General features: G+C 67.2%; 12 protein-coding genes and 2 tRNA genes. 6 read left to right on the forward strand and 8 right to left on the reverse strand.

The genetic code is table 11. The annotated features are described in order from the left end of the window. The first annotated feature begins 78 nt into the window (after positions 1-78). The 3 genes from cofC to AC3B6C_RS23550 all read left to right on the forward strand — a co-directional run bounded on the left by cofC (position 79) and on the right by AC3B6C_RS23550 (position 4,045). Positions 79-810: a 2-phospho-L-lactate guanylyltransferase gene (gene cofC, locus AC3B6C_RS23540; protein WP_488374319.1), complete on the forward strand. Its 732-nt coding sequence runs from the start codon at positions 79-81 to the stop codon at positions 808-810. A gap of 74 nt (positions 811-884) precedes the next feature. Continuing rightward, on the forward strand, positions 885-3,083 hold the full coding sequence (locus AC3B6C_RS23545; RefSeq protein WP_488374323.1) for an RNA degradosome polyphosphate kinase: 2,199 nt from the start codon (positions 885-887) through the stop codon (positions 3,081-3,083). 44 nt (positions 3,084-3,127) lie between these two features. Beyond that, a complete protein-coding gene (locus AC3B6C_RS23550; protein WP_488374326.1) occupies positions 3,128-4,045 on the forward strand; it encodes an NUDIX domain-containing protein in 918 nt (305 codons plus the stop codon). 118 nt (positions 4,046-4,163) lie between these two features. Here AC3B6C_RS23550 and AC3B6C_RS23555 read toward each other — a convergent pair whose 3' ends face one another. From AC3B6C_RS23555 to leuC, 3 genes are all read right to left on the reverse strand, one after another. Continuing rightward, complete coding sequence (locus AC3B6C_RS23555; protein ID WP_488358004.1) at positions 4,164-4,793, reverse strand: HU family DNA-binding protein; 630 nt, start codon at positions 4,791-4,793, stop codon at positions 4,164-4,166. 173 nt (positions 4,794-4,966) lie between these two features. Continuing rightward, positions 4,967-5,560 (reverse strand): 3-isopropylmalate dehydratase small subunit, encoded by a 594-nt coding sequence (leuD, locus tag AC3B6C_RS23560; protein WP_010841315.1) that lies wholly within the window; start codon positions 5,558-5,560, stop codon positions 4,967-4,969. Between the two features lie 51 nt (positions 5,561-5,611). Further along, the gene (leuC, locus tag AC3B6C_RS23565; protein ID WP_010841316.1) at positions 5,612-7,075 is read right to left on the reverse strand and encodes a 3-isopropylmalate dehydratase large subunit; all 1,464 of its coding nucleotides are present in this window, start codon (positions 7,073-7,075) and stop codon (positions 5,612-5,614) included. Between the two features lie 108 nt (positions 7,076-7,183). Between leuC and AC3B6C_RS23570 the strand changes: the two genes are divergently transcribed. After that, positions 7,184-7,918, forward strand: a complete 735-nt coding sequence (locus AC3B6C_RS23570) for an IclR family transcriptional regulator (protein WP_010841317.1) — start codon at positions 7,184-7,186, stop codon at positions 7,916-7,918. A gap of 60 nt (positions 7,919-7,978) precedes the next feature. After that, positions 7,979-8,476 carry a PPOX class F420-dependent oxidoreductase gene (locus AC3B6C_RS23575; protein WP_010841318.1) on the forward strand — a complete coding sequence of 166 codons (498 nt, stop codon included), beginning with the start codon at positions 7,979-7,981 and terminating at the stop codon, positions 8,474-8,476. 131 nt (positions 8,477-8,607) lie between these two features. Here the strand turns inward: AC3B6C_RS23575 and AC3B6C_RS23580 are convergent. The 5 genes from AC3B6C_RS23580 to AC3B6C_RS23600 form a co-directional block, all read right to left on the reverse strand. Next, a tRNA-Glu gene (locus AC3B6C_RS23580) sits at positions 8,608-8,680 on the reverse strand. A 54-nt stretch (positions 8,681-8,734) separates the two neighbouring features. Next, positions 8,735-8,806: transfer RNA gene (locus tag AC3B6C_RS23585), tRNA-Gln, on the reverse strand. An 86-nt stretch (positions 8,807-8,892) separates the two neighbouring features. After that, positions 8,893-10,371 (reverse strand): glutamate--tRNA ligase, encoded by a 1,479-nt coding sequence (gene gltX, locus AC3B6C_RS23590; RefSeq protein WP_488374330.1) that lies wholly within the window; start codon positions 10,369-10,371, stop codon positions 8,893-8,895. 46 nt (positions 10,372-10,417) lie between these two features. Next, positions 10,418-11,242 carry an alpha/beta fold hydrolase gene (locus AC3B6C_RS23595; protein WP_488374331.1) on the reverse strand — a complete coding sequence of 275 codons (825 nt, stop codon included), beginning with the start codon at positions 11,240-11,242 and terminating at the stop codon, positions 10,418-10,420. Next, positions 11,239-12,009, reverse strand: a complete 771-nt coding sequence (locus tag AC3B6C_RS23600) for a fumarylacetoacetate hydrolase family protein (RefSeq protein WP_055475510.1) — start codon at positions 12,007-12,009, stop codon at positions 11,239-11,241. The genes AC3B6C_RS23595 and AC3B6C_RS23600 overlap by 4 nt, the downstream gene beginning before the upstream one ends. Before the next feature lie 149 nt (positions 12,010-12,158). Here AC3B6C_RS23600 and AC3B6C_RS23605 point away from each other — a divergent pair, with 149 nt between their 5' ends. Beyond that, entirely contained in the window at positions 12,159-13,388 is a 1,230-nt protein-coding gene (locus AC3B6C_RS23605) for an MFS transporter (protein WP_488374332.1), read from the forward strand. Positions 13,389-13,487: the final 99 nt, after the last annotated feature.

The raw sequence follows: 13,487 nt of genomic DNA on the forward strand, positions 1-13,487 counted from the left end.
TGCTCACACTAGTGCCCTCCCCGGTGTGACCGACCCGGAATGTCACCGGCCATCGGCCGGTGCATCATGATGGTCTGCATGGAACACGGCACTGTCGGCGCGGACGCCGACCCGACGATCGTCGACGCCGGGGGCAGCGAGCCCGTCGCGCCGACCGTCGCGGCTGTGCTGGCGGTGAAGAGCCTGCATCGGGCGAAGTCGCGATTGGCCGCAACCCTGTCCACCGCGTTCGAAGGCGATGATCCGGTCACCCGCGGCTCGCTGGTGCTCGCGATGTTCCTCGACACCGTCGACGCCCTGCGCGGCGCGGGGATCTCCCGCATCGTCGTCGTCAGCCCCGACGACGAGGTCCTCGCCGCGGCGCGGCGTTCGGGCATGCGCGGCCTACGGGAGTCGGCGGCTCCTGCGGATGCGGGACTCAATGCCGCATTCGTCGACGGCGCACGATGGGCACGCGAGGCCTGGCCCGAGTCGACGGGCATGATGTACGTCCAGGCGGACCTGCCCGCCGCGACGAGCACGTCGATCACCGCCGTGCTGCGTGAGGCACAGCACCATCGATCCAGCTTCCTCACCGACCGCGACGGCACCGGGACGGTCCTGTTGCACGGAACCGTCGCCGACGACGCGGCACCGCGCTTCGGCCCCGGTTCCGCGGCCGCACACCGATCCGCCGGCGCCATCGAACTCGATCCCGCGGGCCGGAACTGGCCCGACCTGCGCACCGACGTCGACACCGCGACGGACCTCGCCGTCGCCCGCGAACTCGGTCTCGGACCACACACCACCGCTGCGCTGCGTCATCTCTGACCCGCACACGGCATCGATCCCGGTCTATCCGGCGGGCGTGTACGCCGAGGACCGAGATGGGTCATCATTGGGGGGTGAGCCCCGCCGACGACGACTCCTCCAAGACCACCACCACGTTCACCATGTCACCGATACCCCACGCACCGCCGGCCGCCACCTTGGTTCCCGACGAGTCCGCCGACCTGCCCGAGGACCGCTACCTCAACCGGGAATTGAGCTGGCTGGACTTCAACTCCCGCGTGCTCGCGCTCGCCGAGGACACCTCGTTGCCGCTCCTCGACCGCGCGAAGTTCCTCGCGATCTTCGCCTCGAATCTCGACGAGTTCTTCATGGTCCGGGTGGCCGGGCTGAAACGTCGTGACGAGACCGGCCTGTCGGTTCGGTCCGCGGACGGGCTGTCGCCTCGAGAGCAACTCATGCGGATCGCCGGCCGTGCCCAGACCATCGCCGACCGCCACGCGCGCGTATTCCTCGACTCGGTCCGACCGGCGTTGGCCGACAACGACATCTACGTGGTGACCTGGTCACAGCTCACGGACGAGCAGCAGGCGCGGATGACGGACTACTTCCAGGACGAGGTCTTCCCGGTCCTGACGCCGCTGGCCGTCGATCCCGCTCACCCGTTCCCGTACATCAGCGGGTTGTCGTTGAACCTCGCCGTGACGGTCCGCGACGTCAACGAGAGCGGCGAGCATTTCGCGCGGGTCAAGGTCCCCGACAACGTGAACCGCTTCATCCGGGTCGACCGGTTGTCGCCGTATCGGGGCACCGACGACAAGGCGACCAAACGCGCGGTGTATCTGCCGCTGGAGAGTCTGATCGCGGCCAACCTCGGCAATCTGTTCCCGGGGATGGAAATCGTTGAGCACCACGTGTTCCGGATCACCCGCAACGCCGACTTCGAAGTCGAGGAGGACCGGGACGAGGATCTGCTCCAGGCCCTGGAGCGTGAACTCGCCCGGCGCCGGTTCGGCTCCCCGGTGCGGCTCGAGGTGGCCGATGACATGACCGAGCACATGCTCGAGTTGTTGCTGCGCGAGCTCGAGGTGGACCCCGCCGATGTCATCCAGGTGCCCGGACTCCTCGATCTGTCATCACTTTTCGAGATCTACGCGCTCGACCGCCCGCACCTGAAGGACCGCCCGTTCGTCCCCGCCACCCATCCGGCGTTCGGCGAGCGGGAAACACCCAAGAGCGTGTTCTCGACACTGCGCGACGGCGACGTGCTCGTGCACCATCCGTACGACTCGTTCTCGACGAGCGTCCAGCGGTTCATCGAGCAGGCCGCGGCCGACCCCCAGGTACTCGCCATCAAGCAGACGCTGTACCGCACTTCCGGCGACTCCCCGATCGTCAACGCGCTCATCGACGCCGCCGAGGCCGGCAAACAGGTCGTCGCCCTGGTCGAGATCAAGGCACGCTTCGACGAGCAGGCGAACATCAAGTGGGCACGCAAGCTCGAGCAGGCCGGCGTCCACGTCGTCTACGGCCTCGTGGGACTCAAGACCCACTGCAAGACCTGCCTTGTGGTGCGTCGTGAGGGCTCGACGATCAAGCGGTACTGCCACATCGGCACCGGGAACTACAACCCGAAGACAGCACGGCTCTACGAGGACGTGGGCCTGCTGACCGCCGCACCCGACATCGGCGCCGATCTGACCGACCTGTTCAACACCCTGACCGGTTATTCACGCAAGCAGGAGTACCGCAACATCCTCGTTGCGCCGCACGGCATCCGGGCCGGCATCATCAAGCGGATCCACCGCGAGATCGAGCTCTTCCGCGAGGGGGACACTCGAGCGCGGATCCAGCTCAAGGCGAATGCCCTTGTCGACGAGCAGGTGATCGATGCGCTCTACCGGGCCTCCCAGAGCGGGGTACCGGTCGATGTCGTCGTCCGGGGCATCAGCGCCCTGCGGCCCGGGGTGGAGGGTTACAGCGACAACATCCACGTGCGGTCGATCCTGGGGCAGTTCCTCGAGCACTCGCGAATCCTGTACTTCGGTGCGCAGAACCAGTACTGGTTCGGCAGCGCGGACATGATGCATCGCAATCTGGATCGGCGCGTCGAGGTGATGGTGAACGTCCGTGATGAACGTCTGGCCGGCGAACTCGGCGACATCTTCGCCTCCGCGCTCGACCCCCGAACCCGCTGCTGGGTTCTGCATTCCGACGGGAGCTGGGTCGCCTCACCCGCCGAGGGCGAGGAGGTGCGCGACCATCAGCGACAGATGATGCGGCGCAATCGTCGTCGGCCGGAGACCAGTTCGTGACCGGCACCGACGCGTAACCTTCGGCCTCTACCATCACCACCGATATGGCGAAGAAGACGAATGAGGTGTGGGCCGCGGGCGGCGTGGTCTGGCGGCCGGGGGTCTCCGGTTCCGCCGAGACCGACGGTGTCGAGATCGCGGTCGTCCACCGCCCGAAGTACGACGACTGGACGCTACCCAAGGGAAAGGCCGAGCCGGGCGAGACGCTCATCGACACCGCGGTGCGCGAGATCGCCGAGGAGACCGGACAACACGTCGTCCTCGGCCGGCACCTCGACGACGTCCACTACGACCTCGGTGGCACCCGCAAGCATGTGCGCTACTGGTCGGCACGGGCCATCGACGGGGCTTTCGTCGCCGGCAGCGAGGTCGACGATCTGCACTGGCTCTCGGTCGACAGGGCCCGGGAGGCCTTGAGCTACCCGCTCGACCGCACGATCCTGGAGGAGTTCGTGCGACTACCCGCGGACCTGCACACGTTTTTGTTGGTCCGGCACGCCAAGGCCGGCCGGCGCTCGACATACAAGGGCGACGACCGATTGCGCCCCCTCGACAAGCTGGGCCGGGCGCAGGCCGCCGCCCTCGTCCCGTTGCTGCTGGCGTTCGGGGCGGGCCGCGTCCACTCGGCTGATCGCGTGCGATGCGAGCAGACCCTGGAACCGTTGCGCGACCGCCTCGGCGTCGAGCTGCATGCCGAGCCGGACCTTTCGGAGGAGACGTACCGGACGAATCCGGCAGCGGCGCAACACCGGATCCTTCGACTCGCGGCCGACACGACGTCGACCCTGGCGGTCTGCAGCCAGGGCAAGGTGATTCCGCCCCTCATGGAGTGGTGGGCCGACCGGGACTCGATCTCGCTCCCCAAGGCGTCCAATCGCAAGGGAAGCGTATGGGTTCTGTCCCTGTACGACGGCCGCCTGGTGGCGGCCGACCACATCGCCGGACCGCTTCCCGCAACCTGAGTCGGAGTCAGCACGCGGACGACACCGCCTCCGGTGATCGTCCGAACACAGCTCAGCCCCCGGCGGGGGAAGTACGCCGGGGGCTGAACTGTGGTTGTCGACCGCGGTAGTCCGCGGGTCAGCGACGGGTGGTCTTCTTGGCTGCGGTCTTCTTTGCAGGAGCCTTCTTGGCCGGAGCCTTCTTCGCGGCCGTGGCCTTCTTCGCCGGCGCGGCCTTCTTGGCCGGAGCCTTCTTCGCGGCCGTCGTGGTCTTCTTGGCCGCCGTGGTCTTGGCCGGAGCCTTCTTCGCGGCCGTCGTGGTCTTCTTGGCCGCCGTGGTCTTGGCCGGAGCCTTCTTGGCCGCGGTGGTCTTCTTGGCCGCGGTGGTCGCCTTCTTGGCGGCCGTCTTCTTCGCCGGCGCAGCCTTCTTGGCTGCCGTGGTGGTGGTTCCGCTGCCGCGCTTCACAGCCGGACCGGTGGCGGACAGCTTCTGCTTGCCGGCCACAACGGCTTTGAACTGAGCTCCCGGACGGAACGCCGGAACAGATGTTGCGCGGACCTTCACGGTCTCGCCGGTCCGCGGGTTGCGGGCGACGCGCGGTGCGCGCTTCCGCTTTTCGAATACGCCGAAGCCGGTGATCGTCACGCTCTCGCCCTTGTTGACTGCGCGAACGATCGTGTCGACGACGAGCTCGACCGCTTCTGTCGCAGTCTTGCGATCCGCGTCGAGCTTCTTGGTCAGCTCATCAATGAGCTCCGCCTTGTTCATGAGTACCTCCGCAAGCTGATCTGACCGAGTTTCGGCCAGCTACCAACACACGGTAAACGTCGGATGTGAAAACGTCCATCTTCCACGCCAATTAGGATGCCGTGTTGCGAAATGGCATGGCAGCTCACGACGGTGCCGCCGCGACGGGATCGCCCCGCCGCGGCAGCGAGAAATCAGCCCGCCAGGGTGCGCGGCTTGAAGCCCGGCCGCGTCGACTCGTACTCGGAAATCGCGTCTACCTGGCGCAACGTGAGGCCGATGTCGTCGAGACCCTCCATCAGACGCCACCGCGTGTAGTCATCAATTGCCAACGGCACCACGAGGTCTCCGGCGGTGACCGTCTTATCGACAAGGCTCACCGTCAGTTCGAGGCCCGGAGTCTCCTCGAGCCGCTTCCACAGCAGCTCGACATCGGACTGCTCGACCTGGGCGGCCACCAGACCCGCCTTGCCCGAGTTGCCGCGGAAGATGTCGGCGAAGCGGGACGAGATCACCACGCGGAAGCCGAAATCGGACAGGGCCCAGACCGCGTGCTCACGCGAGGAGCCGGTGCCGAAGTCAGGGCCGGCGACCAGGACCGACCCGCGGCTCCAGGGCTCGTTGTTGAGGATGAAGTCGGGATCGGTTCGCCAGCCGGCGAAGAGACCGTCTTCAAAGCCGGTGCGCGTCACCCGCTTCAGATAGACGGCCGGGATGATCTGGTCGGTGTCGACGTTGCTGTGGCGCAGCGGGACGCCGATGCCGGTGTGTTCGGTGAACGGTTCCATGAGAATGCCCCTGTTCGAATGATGTGGCCGGGATGTGGTTCGGACCGTGACTCAACCGAGATCGGCGGTCGCCGGCAGTGAGTCCAGATCGGCGGGCGCGGACAAGGTGCCGCGCAGGGCGGTGGCCGCCGCCACTGCCGGTGACACGAGGTGGGTTCGACCACCCTTGCCCTGGCGCCCTTCGAAATTGCGGTTCGAGGTCGAGGCGCACCGCTCGCCCGGGGCGAGCTGATCCGGGTTCATGCCCAGGCACATCGAGCACCCGGCCTGCCGCCACTCGGCGCCGGCGGCGACGAAGATCTCACCCAGTCCTTCTTCCTCGGCCTGCGCGCGTACGCGCATCGAGCCGGGGACGATCAGCATCCGCATGCCGTCCGCGACCTTGCGCCCCTTCAGGATGTCGGCGACCTCGCGCAGATCCTCGATCCGGCCGTTCGTGCACGAGCCGACGAAGACCGTGTCGACCTTGATGTCGCGCAGCGGCGTTCCGGGCTCCAGGCCCATGTACTCCAGCGCCTTCGCCGCGGCGCCTGCCTTGACCTCGTCGCCGTAATCGGCCGGGTCCGGTACCGCGGCGCCGAGCGGCGCGCCCTGGCCCGGGTTGGTCCCCCACGTGACGAAGGGGGTCAGCGTGGAGGCGTCGATGTGCACCTCGGCGTCGAAGGTGGCGTCGGGATCGGTGCGCAGGCTGTCCCAATAGGCAACCGCGGCATCCCAATCGGCACCGGCCGGGGCATGCGGGCGCCCCTTCAGGAACTCATAGGTGGTCTCGTCGGGCGCGATCATCCCCGCCCGGGCCCCCGCCTCGATCGACATGTTGCACACCGTCATCCGGGCTTCCATGGACAGCTTCCGGATGGCCTCGCCGCGGTACTCCAGCACGTAGCCCTGTCCGCCGCCGGTGCCGATCTTCGCGATGATCGCGAGGATCAGGTCCTTGCTCGTCACACCGGGCGGCAGCTCGCCGTCGACGTTGATGGCCATCGTCTTGAACGGCCGCAGCGACAGGGTCTGTGTCGCGAGCACGTGCTCGACCTCGCTGGTGCCGATTCCCATCGCGATCGCTCCGAAGGCGCCGTGTGTCGACGTGTGGCTGTCGCCGCAGACGACGGTCATGCCGGGCTGGGTCAGGCCCAGCTGCGGCCCGACGACGTGGACGATGCCCTGCTCGGCATCACCCATCGGATGCAGGCGGATGCCGAACTCCTCGCAGTTGCTGCGAAGTGTGTCGACCTGAGTGCGCGAGACCGGGTCGGCGATGGGCTTGTCGATGTCCATCGTCGGGACGTTGTGGTCCTCGGTCGCGATCGTCAGGTCCGGTCGCCGGACCGGTCGCCCGGCGAGACGCAGGCCCTCGAAGGCCTGCGGACTGGTGACCTCGTGTACGAGGTGGAGGTCGATGTAGATCAGGTCGGGATCGTTGGTGCCCGACGCGTCGGCGCCACCGGGGACCACGACGTGATCGCGCCACACCTTCTCGGCGAGAGTTAGCGGCTGGGCTGGGCTGTTGCTCATGGCTGCACTCGTTATCTGTCTCGGGTTCTTCGGACTCTGCACGCGGTCTCGACGTTCTGGCTGGCTTTCGAACGTGCATCTCACTATTTGGACAGCTAGTATCGTCCTATGGGAAAGGATACCGCATCTGCGGTCAGCAGCGGAATCGGCGTGCTCGACAAGTCCGTGGCGGTGCTGCACGCGATCGCCGAGGCCCCGTGCAACCTGTCGGAGCTCTGCGAACGAACCGGCCTGCCGCGGGCGACGGCGCACCGGCTCGCGGTCGGGCTCGAGACCCACCGCTTCCTCACCAGGGACGTCACCGGGCGCTGGCAGCCCGGCCCCGTCCTCGGCGAACTCGCCTCCTCGGCACACGATCCCATCACCGAGTCGGCCCTGATGGTCCTCCCCCGGCTCCGCGACATCACCGGCGAATCGGTCCAGGTCTATCGCCGCGAAGGAGCCGAACGCGTCTGCGTCGCCGCGATGGAACCACCGACCGGACTGCGCGACACCGTGCCGGTGGGCACCCGCTTCCCGATGAGCGCGGGGTCGGCGGCGAAGGTCCTGCTCGCCTGGGCCGATCCCGCGACCCAACGTGCGCTCGTGCCGGACAGCATCTTCAGCGAGCGCGCGCTCCACGAGATCCGCCGCCGCGGGTGGGCGCAGAGCGCAGGCGAACGCGCCGCCGGAGTGGCGAGTGTGTCGGCTCCCGTGCGCGACGGCAACGGTGACGTCGTCGCCGCGATCTCGGTGTCCGGGCCGATCGACCGCATGGGCCGCCGGCCGGGTGCGCGCTGGGCCGCCGATCTGCTCGCCGCCGCGGACGCCATCCACAAACGCCTCCAGGCGGCACGCCCCTGACCCAGAGCCGTTGCACCCGGTGCCGTTCCGATGCACCCGTCGGTGGGCTAGCGTCGGGGAATGGGAGTCAATCAACGCAGTCAGATCGTCATGTCCGAGGCCGAGATCACCGAGTTCGTCGCGCGCAGCCGGACCGCCACCCTCGCCACCACCGGACCCGACGGGAACATCCACCTGGTGGCGATGTGGTACGGGATCGTCGACGGCGACATCTGGTTCGAGACGAAATCCAAGTCGCAGAAGGCCGTCAACATCCGCCGCAACAGCCGGTGCTCGGTGATGATCGAAGACGGCGACACCTACGACACCCTCCGGGGCGTCGCGTTCGAGGGCAACGCGGAGATCCTCGACGACCCCGACTCGTGCCTGAAGGTCGGCATCAGCGTCTGGGAGCGCTACACCGCGCCCTACACCGAGGAATCGCGGCCCTTCGTGGAGCAGATGATGAACAAGCGCGTGGCCGTCCGGATCAGACCGTCTCGCACTCGTTCCTGGGATCACCGCAAGCTCGGCATCCCCGAGATGCCCGCCTCCGGGAGCACCGCCGAGTTCCTGTAACCCGACGACGGTGACAGACGCCGACCCAGCTCCGTCCGCGTCGCGCTGTGATCAGCGCGACTCAGGCGAGATGGCCTGTGGCGCATAGCAAAACACCCTCCCCCTGCAGTGCAGAGGGAGGGTGTTTCTCGTAGCCCCGACGGGATTCGAACCCGCGCTACCGCCTTGAGAGGGCGGCGTCCTAGGCCGCTAGACGACGGGGCCATGGGAACTTCCGGCGATCAAGACCTTAGCACGGTCTCGATCTCTTTCTGTCCGCTGGGGTACCAGGACTCGAACCTAGAATGGCGGTACCAGAAACCGCTGTGTTGCCAATTACACCATACCCCATTGGCGTGGTTCTCCTTGCGGAAAACTGCCGAGAAAGAGAGTATCAAAGGGTTGCCGGAAGTCCACAAACGTGCAGCTCAGACCCCTTATTCGGCTGCAATCCGCCGGGCCGAGGCCAGCCTCGCGAGCGTCTTGTCGCGACCCAGGATCTCCATCGACTCGAACAGCGGAGGACTGATCTGCGAACCGGTCACGGCCACGCGCACCGGACCGTACGCCTTGCGCGGTTTGAGTCCCAGATCGTCCACCAGGGCGGCGTTCAGCGCGTCCTGCAGCGCGGTCGTGGTGAAGGAATCCAGCGACTCGATCGCGGCGATGGTGGCGTCCAGAACCGGCACGGCGTCGGCACCCAGGTTCTTGCTCGCCGCCTTCTCGTCGATCGTGAAGTCGGCGTCCGAGACGTAGACGAACCGGATGAGATCCCAGGCGTCACCCAGGACCTGGATGCGCGTCTGCACCAGTTCGGCCAGAGCTGCGAAGGTCTCGTCGTCGGCGGTCTCGGCGAGCTTGCCCTGCGCGACGAGATACGACTTGAGCCGGGCGGTGAAGTCGCCGAGGTCCAACCGGCGGATGTGCTCGGCGTTGATGGCGTCGGCCTTCTTCTGGTCGAAGCGCGCGGGATTGGAATTGACCTGCCGCACATCGAAAGCCGCGATCATCTCGTCGAGGCTGAAGACGTCGACATCACTCTTGTACCCCCAGCCGAGCAGCGCGAGGTAGTTGAGCAGGCCTTCGGGGATGAACCCGCGGTCGCGGTGGTGGAACAGATTCGACTGCGGGTCGCGCTTGGAGAGCTTCTTGTTGCCCTCCCCCATGACGAACGGAAGGTGGCCGAAGGACGGAACCGAATCGGCGACGCCGATGCGGATCAGCGCGTCGTACAGTGCGAGCTGGCGCGGGGTCGACGAGAAGAGGTCCTCGCCGCGCAGCACATGCGTGATCTTCATCATGGCGTCGTCGACCGGATTGACCAGGGTGTAGAGCGGATCGCCCGAGGCGCGCGTGAGGGCGAAGTCCGGCACGGTCCCGGCCTTGATGGTCGTCGTACCGCGCACGAGATCGTCCCACGAGATGTCGGTGTCCGGCATGCGCAGTCGGACAACGGGTTTGCGTCCCTCGGCCACGTACGCAGCGCGCTGATCGGGAGTCAGGTCGCGGTCGAAGTTGTCATAACCCAGTTTCGGGTCACGGCCGGCGGCGCGATGACGGGCCTCGACTTCCTCGGGTGTGGAGAAGGCCTCATAGGCCTCGCCCGCTGCGAGCAACCGGGCGACGACGTCGGCATGGAGTTCCCGACGCTCCGACTGCCGGTAGGGCCCGTAGGGTCCCCCCACCTCGGGGCCCTCGTCCCAGTCGAGTCCCAGCCAGCGCAGCGCGTCGAGGATCGCCGCGTAGGACTCCTCGCTGTCGCGCGCGGCATCGGTGTCCTCGATGCGGAAGACGAAAGTGCCGGCGTCGTGGCGGGCCTGGGCGAAGTTGAACAGCGCGGTCCGCACGAGCCCCACGTGCGGCGTCCCCGTCGGAGACGGACAGAATCGGACGCGCACACCCTCAGTACTGGTCATTGGCTCAGGGTATCGAAGCCGTGCCACGCCCCCGACATGCCCGCCGTCAGGCCCGGTGCGCCTCGCAGAACTCGACGAGGACCCGATTCACCTCGGCCGGCTGTTCGAGATACCCGAAATGACCGGCTCGTTCGATCTCGACGTACTGCGCGCCCGGAATGGCCTCGGCGACTTCGCGCGCCAGCTTCGCCGGCAGCGTCCGATCGTCGGCGAAACCGACGACCAGGGCGGGCCGGGTGATGCCGCGGTAGGCCGCGAGGCGGTTGGACTCCTTGTTGTGGAGTTCGAGCTGCGCACGCACACCCGGGGTGATCGTCTGCGGGGAGAACCCGATGATGTCGAGCCAGTCGCGCGCGGTGCGGTCGTCGTCGAGCGTGTGTGGCGACAGGTTCAGATGGGCGGTGATCGCGGCCTCGTAGTCGGGCGGCAGCTTGATCTTGTTGTCGTAGAGCGCCCGCTCCCCGGCCGAGATCGCCTCCTGCAGTGGAGTGTTGCGGCCATAGGTCGCGACCATCACTGCCGCTTTGACCATATCCGGCCGCGCCAGCGCCAGCTCCTGGGTGATCCGGGCGCCGAGCGAGGTGCCGATCACGATCGCCGGACCGCGACCCAGGTGCTCGATCAGGGCGGCCGTGTCGGCGACCATGTCGTCGAGGGTGAATCCCTCGGCACACTCCGATGACGGGGCGACACCGCGGTTGTCGAAGGTCACCACGGTGAACCCGGCCTTGACCAACGCCGGTTCCTGGTGGGCCTTCCACACGCGTCCGGGGCTACCGGTCCCCATCACCATGACGACCAGCGGGCCGGAACCGGCCACGCTGTAGGAGATGTCGATGCCGTTGACTCGTGCCGTGCTGGGAGCTGTCACTTGTCCACCACCGGGTTGGAGAGCGTACCGATTCCTTCGACGGTCACCGAGACACGCTGGCCGGCGACCATCGGCCCCACACCTTCCGGGGTACCCGTGAGGATCACGTCACCCGGCAGCAGGGTCATGACGCGCGAGATCCACTCCACGATCTCACCGACGTCGTGGAGCATCAACGACGTCCGGGTCCGCTGCTTGACCTCGCCGTCGAGTTCGGTCACGAGTTCGACATCGGCCGGGTCGAACGCGGTGTCGATCCACGGACCGAGCGGACAGAAGGAGTCGTAGCTCTTCCCCCGCGTCCACTGCCCGTCGGCCTGCTGGTGGTCGCGAGCGGTCACGTCGTTGGCGACCGTGTAACCGAGGATCACGTCCTTGGCCTGCGAGGCCTTCACATCCTTGCACGCGCGTCCGATGACGATCGCCAGTTCACCTTCGTAGTCCACGCGTTCCGACGACGGCGGGCGCACGATGGGCAGCTCGGGCCCGATGATCGAGGTGTTGGGCTTGAGGAAGATCACCGGATCGGCGGGCGCCTCGCCACCCATCTCCGCGGCGTGCGCGGCGTAGTTCTTCCCGATGCAGATCACCTTGCTGGCCAGGATCGGTGCCAGAATCCGCACATCTGCCGCCTTCCACGAGCGGCCGGTGAACGTCGGCGTGCCGAAGGGATGCTCGGCGATCTCCTTCATCACGGCGTCGTCACCATCGCCCTCGACGGACACGAATGCCACGCCGTCAGGACTCGCAATTCGACCTAAGCGCATGTCCCAGACCTTATCGCACCGTCGATCCCACACGTTGGGAGCCGAGTTGGCAGACCTCCGAGCCGGTTTTAGAATGTGGACGCCGAGTTTCATATATTGAGATCCGCACCACGGGCATCCGTCTGATCAGACAGCGAGGTGAGCAGAACATGACCGATGTCGACGACATCACCACTGCCAGAAGGTGGGTCATCCTCGGCTGCTCGCTCCTCGCCGCACTCACCACGACGTGCGTGGTCAGCGGTGTCGCCTACCTGATCCCGGCGCTCCACACCGACGCCGGACTCTCATTGACCGAGGCGTCGACGCTCGCCGCGATCCCGACCATCGGCCTGATGGCCGCGACGATCCCTTGGGGGATCCTGTTGGACCGCTACGGCGAACGCCGCATCCTGTTGCTGTCGCTGTCGATCTCCCTCAGCGGCGCGATCGCGGCCGCGGTCGCCGCGGCGGCCGACGCGTCGTACCTCGTCGTGGGCGCCGCACTCTTCGTGGGCGGTCTCGGTTCGGGAGCTGCCAACGGGGCCAGCGGCCGCATCGTCGTCGGCTGGTTCCCCGCCCATCAGCGCGGGACCGCGATGGGCATCCGACAGATGGCCCAGCCGCTGGGAATCGGCGTCTGCGCACTCACCATGCCGGTTGTCGCGGCGGGCTCGGGACCTGCTGCGGCACTGGCGATCCCAGCGATCGTGACTGCCGCAGGCCTGGTCGCGGTGATCGTCGGCATCACCGACCCACCGCGCCGCACAACACCCGCCGCGGTGGTCGACGACTCTCCCGCACGTGCGAATCCCTACCGCGGCAACTATTTCCTCGCGCGTGTCCACATCGTCAGCATGCTGCTCGTCATCCCGCAGTCGATGCTGTGGACCTTCGTACCCACCTGGCTCATCGTCGCGCACGGATGGTCACCGGCCGGCGCCGGCACGCTGATCACGGTGACCCAGGTCATCGGTGCGCTGGGCCGGATAGTCGCCGGACGATGGTCGGATGCCTGGCTGTCGCGGATGCGACCCGTACGGGTGATCGCGGTCGCCGGTGTCGCCGCCATGTCCGCGCTGGCGATCGCCGACTGGTTCGACAGTCCGCTGGCACCCGCCCTCATGGCGGTGGCGAGCATCATCTCCGTCGCCGACAACGGCTTGACGTTCACCGCCATCGCCGAATACGTGGGACCGGAATGGAGCGGGCGCGGCCTCGCCGTCCAGAACACCGGGCAGTATCTGGTCACCGCGGCCACCACACCCCTACTGGGGGCACTGATCGCGGCGGTCGGCTTCCCCATCGCGTTCGCGGCCACCGCCCTCGCGCCGCTCGTCGCGACACCGCTGGTCCCCCGCGATCGGTCGCCGGGAGCCGACGACTTGGTGGACGCGTGAATGCAGAGCTGTTCTGACAGAACAGGATGCGCGAACGTCCTGTGCTGAATACCAACCCGACCGATGAACCTCATCTCGACTGGTGGACTTCGATCGAAG

This window comes from Gordonia sp. 11cp (assembly GCF_057767225.1).